Origin of the sequence: Longimicrobium sp. (genome assembly GCF_036280135.1) — a bacterium.
Lineage (GTDB): Bacteria > Gemmatimonadota > Gemmatimonadetes > Longimicrobiales > Longimicrobiaceae > Longimicrobium.
The window spans coordinates 1-3,737 of the sequence record NZ_DASURI010000594.1 but is presented as its reverse complement, the minus strand read 5'-3'; the positions used below and the strand labels follow the sequence as shown (position 1 = coordinate 3,737).

Here is a 3,737-nt window from a genome sequence, read left to right as displayed (position 1 = left end):
TAAACACGCGGATCGCGGGACCGTCCGCCAACGCCACGCCCTGTCGACTCAACTCCATGCCCCACAATCGTTTCCGCTCCGGTCTCCTCGCCGCCGGACTGCTGGCGCTGGGCGGATGCGCGGTGCTCCCGCCGTCGCGCTCCGCCTCGCAGCTGGTGGAGTTTTCCGACCTGCGCCAGCCGGACGGGCAAATTCGCCCCTGCGCGGCGGCCGAGCAGCCGCGCGCCCTGCCCGCCGCGAACGGGGTGGTGGACTCCGCCGCGCTCGTGGCGCGGCTGGCCTCGCTACCCTCGGGATCGGCCGTCTACTCGGTGCTCTTCTCCGGCGACAGCACCGTGGAGCGCAGCATCCGCCTCTACGACGGGGCCGACGACCTGTCGTCCGGCGCGGACGCGGCCGTCACGGAGCTCCTGCGCCCGCAGGGCGCGCGGCGCGAGCGCTGGGGCGTGCAGCTGCGCGTGACGGGCGGCGCGGCGCCGGCCGTGCGGGTGGGGCGGCAGGAGTACTGCCCCGTGCTGGCGTACCGTCCCGCGCCGCTGACCGGGCGCGTGAGCATCATCACGGGCGAGGAGGGCAAGAACATGTTCACGGACGGGGAGATGGCCGGCTTTGCCCTGCGCAGCTCCCGCATCCGCGTCACGGCGCGGGGCGAGGTGGTGGACGCGTCCATGCACGGCACGAGCGCCCACCGGCTGACGGAGTTCCGGTTCGAGCCCGCGCTCATCGACCGCGTCCCCGTCGACACCATCGTGGAGTTCTGACCCCGCACCCGGGTCCCGGCGACCGCGTGGACCGCGCGGCGCCGGGCCGCTCATTGGTCGTGTGTCGGCCTCGCCCTGAATCCGAGGCGGATGTGTCCGCCTGGCCGCATCCGCCGCCGCGCACCGGATTCTAGGCGCGGCGGGGCTTTTCATCAGATCCGAAATCGCGCCGCGGACGCGGCGCGCGGCAGTTCCTTCATCCCTCGCATTTATCCCATGAACACGATGATCCAGACCGCCTCCGCCGCGCGGGACGTTCCGCGCGAGATCGCCGACCGCCTCGCCGCGTGGGTGCGCAGACGGCGTCACGCCATCTTCGTGCACTACTTCGTGGGCGTGCTGGGAATCCTCTCGTCCGTGGCGGCCGCGGCGGACGCGTACTCGCGATGGGCGTCGCTGTGGATGGTGGTCTCGTCGTTCTGCATGGGTTTCATGGCGTTCGGCAACCCGCGCAAGGAGTACGGCAAGTTCGCCCGCGCCGTGCGTGTGCTGGAGGCCGCCATCCTGCGCTACCGCTACCACGATCCCGACGTGGAAGCCCTGCTGGCCGCCGCCGAACGCGGCGAGGCGATCATCGAGCACTACGAGAACGACGACGGACCATCGCTCCGGCAGGTCCGCGACGGCCTGGCCTGACGCGCCGCGTCCCACGAACCATCTCGTTCCATCCAGCAGGCGGCATGACCAAGCACACGATCCGTGACCGCGAGTCGCTGCTGGCGATCACGCGCCAGGGCGGCCAGCCCAAGTACATCTATTTCTGGGGCCACACGCCCAAACACGGCGGCGGGGTGGGCAAGCACGTCTTTTCGCAGTGGTACGGCGCGCCGTTCAGCATCGGCGGGGTGGAGTACCCCACGGCCGAGCACTGGATGATGGCCGAGAAGGCCCGGCTGTTCGGCGATGCGGAAGCGCTCGCGCGGGTGCTGGCGGCCGGCAACCCGGGCGCGGCCAAGCAGGCGGGGCGCGAGGTGCGCGGCTTTGACGACGCGCGCTGGAACGAGGCGCGGTGGGACATCGTCGTGGGCGGCAACCTGGCCAAGTTCACGCAGAACCCGGAGTTGGGCGAATTCCTGAGGACCACGGGCGACCGCGTGCTGGTGGAGGCCAGCCCCGCGGACCCCATCTGGGGCATCGGCCTGGCGGAGGACGACCCGCGGGCGCAGAACCCCGAGCTGTGGCGCGGGCTCAACCTGCTGGGCTTCGCGCTGATGGAGGCCCGTGCGCGGCTTTGACCCGCGCCGCATCCGCCGCGTGCCCGTGCTGTGGATGCTGCTCGCGGCGGCGGCGCTCGTCGGGATGCTCGTGCAGGGGCACCTGCGCGGCCCCGTGGATCCCACGCGCCACGAGTACGGGGTCAACTACCCCGGCGACCTCACGCGCTTCCTGGCGATGGGTGCGTTCGAACTCCTGGTGCTCACGGCCATCCTGCGCCCGTGGTCGTACCACCGTTCGCCGGGCCGGGCGCTGCTCGCGCTGGTGCCGTGGACGCCGTGGGCCCTGTTCGGGCTGATGATCTGCATGCACTGCGGCCCCACCGGCGGCGCGCTCGCGCTCTGGCGCCTGGCGATGGTCCCCGCGCTTCTCGCCGCCGCCGTCGTCTCCGGCATCGGCCTGTGGCGCGCGCGGCGGACGAGGAATCCGCGCATCTGATCCGCCGCCGATCATTCATCCGCCCATCGACGAATCGCCCCGACTTCATGGTCACCACCAATCCGGCCGCGTACGACGACTTCGCCTGGATCTACGATCGCCACTGGGGGCGGGACGCGGCGTGGATGCTGGACGCCATCGCTCCGCTCGTGCTGCGCGGCGTGCCGGCACCGGCGCGGGTGCTGGACCTGTGCTGCGGCACGGGGCAGATGGCGCGGGCGCTGCACGACCGCGGCTACGACGTCACGGGCGTGGACGGGTCGGCGGAGATGGTCCGCTACGCGCGCCGCAACGCGCCCGGGTGCACGTTTGTCGTCGCGGACGCGCGCGACTTCGCCGTTCCCGGCCCGTACGACCTGGCCCTGTCGCTGTACGACAGCCTGAACCACCTGCTGCAGCCGGACGACCTGCGGCGGGCGTTCGCCTGCGTGCACGCGGCGCTGCGGCCCGGCGCGCCCTTCCTCTTCGACCTGAACATGGCGGACGGATTCCGCGCGCGGTGGCGGGGCTCGTTCGGCGTGGCGGAGGACGAGTACGCGTGCATCGTCCGCTCGCGCTTCGATGAGCCGGACGCGTCCGCGGAGCTGGCGGCGACGATCTTTCGCCGCGGCGAGGCGGAGTGGGCGCGCTCGGACGTCGTCCTTCACCAGCGCTGCTACACGGAGGACGAGGTGAGGGCGGCGCTCGCGGCCGAGGGGTTCTCAGGCGTCCGCGTGTTCGACGCGGCGCGGGACCTGGGGCTCACCAAGCAGGTGGGCCGCGGCTTTTTTCTCGCGACCGCGTGACACCTGTTCGCCGATGCGTCGTATAATGCTCCAGCGAAGCGGATCGTGAACGAATCAGCCAGGCAGATGGAATGTCGCTGAGAATCCCGCGCAGCTTCTCGTCGCCGGACCGCGGCGGGAAGATGGATGCGCTGAACTACGAGCTGCTGCAGGAGTCCGCCGCCACGCTGGCGCGGCTGGGCAAGCGGCTGGAAGGCGCGCTGGAGGCGCTGTCCGCGCACGACGCGGCGCACGACGGCGACGCGCCGAAATCGGCGAAACGCGATCAGCTGGTGGGCGCGGCGGGCGAGGCGCTGTGGTACTACGTCATCCAGCGCGAGGTGATGGGCCTGACGGAGACGGAATCCGTCATGCGCCACCTGGGCGTTCCGCGCGAGGTGCGCCTGCGGATGGGCCTGAACCGGCGGCCCGACGCATCGCCCTGATGGAGGGCAGGGACGAACTGCATTTTCTCACACGGGGCCTTCGGCCAACGGGGTTAACGGTGACCGTTCGAAAGACAAACCGTTGACTCCGTTGGCCGAAGGCCCCGTGTGAG

Annotated in this window: 6 protein-coding genes; all 6 read left to right on the top strand. The window is 71.4% G+C overall.

The window, feature by feature from the left end; all coding sequences use genetic code 11:
- The coding region (locus VFZ20_RS19220; RefSeq protein ID WP_329685551.1) for a hypothetical protein at window positions 1-761 on the top strand (761 nt) is incomplete at its 5' end.
- 225 nt (window positions 762-986) lie between these two features.
- Window positions 987-1,397 (top strand): hypothetical protein, encoded by a 411-nt coding sequence (locus tag VFZ20_RS19215; RefSeq protein ID WP_329685550.1) that lies wholly within the window; start codon window positions 987-989, stop codon window positions 1,395-1,397.
- 44 nt (window positions 1,398-1,441) lie between these two features.
- The gene (locus VFZ20_RS19210; RefSeq protein ID WP_329685549.1) at window positions 1,442-1,996 is read left to right on the top strand and encodes an NADAR family protein; all 555 of its coding nucleotides are present in this window, start codon (window positions 1,442-1,444) and stop codon (window positions 1,994-1,996) included.
- Entirely contained in the window at window positions 1,983-2,414 is a 432-nt protein-coding gene (locus tag VFZ20_RS19205) for a hypothetical protein (RefSeq protein WP_329685548.1), read from the top strand. Before VFZ20_RS19210 ends, VFZ20_RS19205 begins: the two co-directional genes overlap by 14 nt.
- 47 nt (window positions 2,415-2,461) lie before the next feature.
- On the top strand, window positions 2,462-3,199 hold the full coding sequence (locus VFZ20_RS19200; protein ID WP_329685547.1) for a class I SAM-dependent methyltransferase: 738 nt from the start codon (window positions 2,462-2,464) through the stop codon (window positions 3,197-3,199).
- Window positions 3,200-3,270: 71 nt separating this feature from the next.
- Window positions 3,271-3,624, top strand: a complete 354-nt coding sequence (locus VFZ20_RS19195; protein WP_329685546.1) for a DUF6665 family protein — start codon at window positions 3,271-3,273, stop codon at window positions 3,622-3,624.
- The last annotated feature ends 113 nt before the right edge of the window (window positions 3,625-3,737 follow it).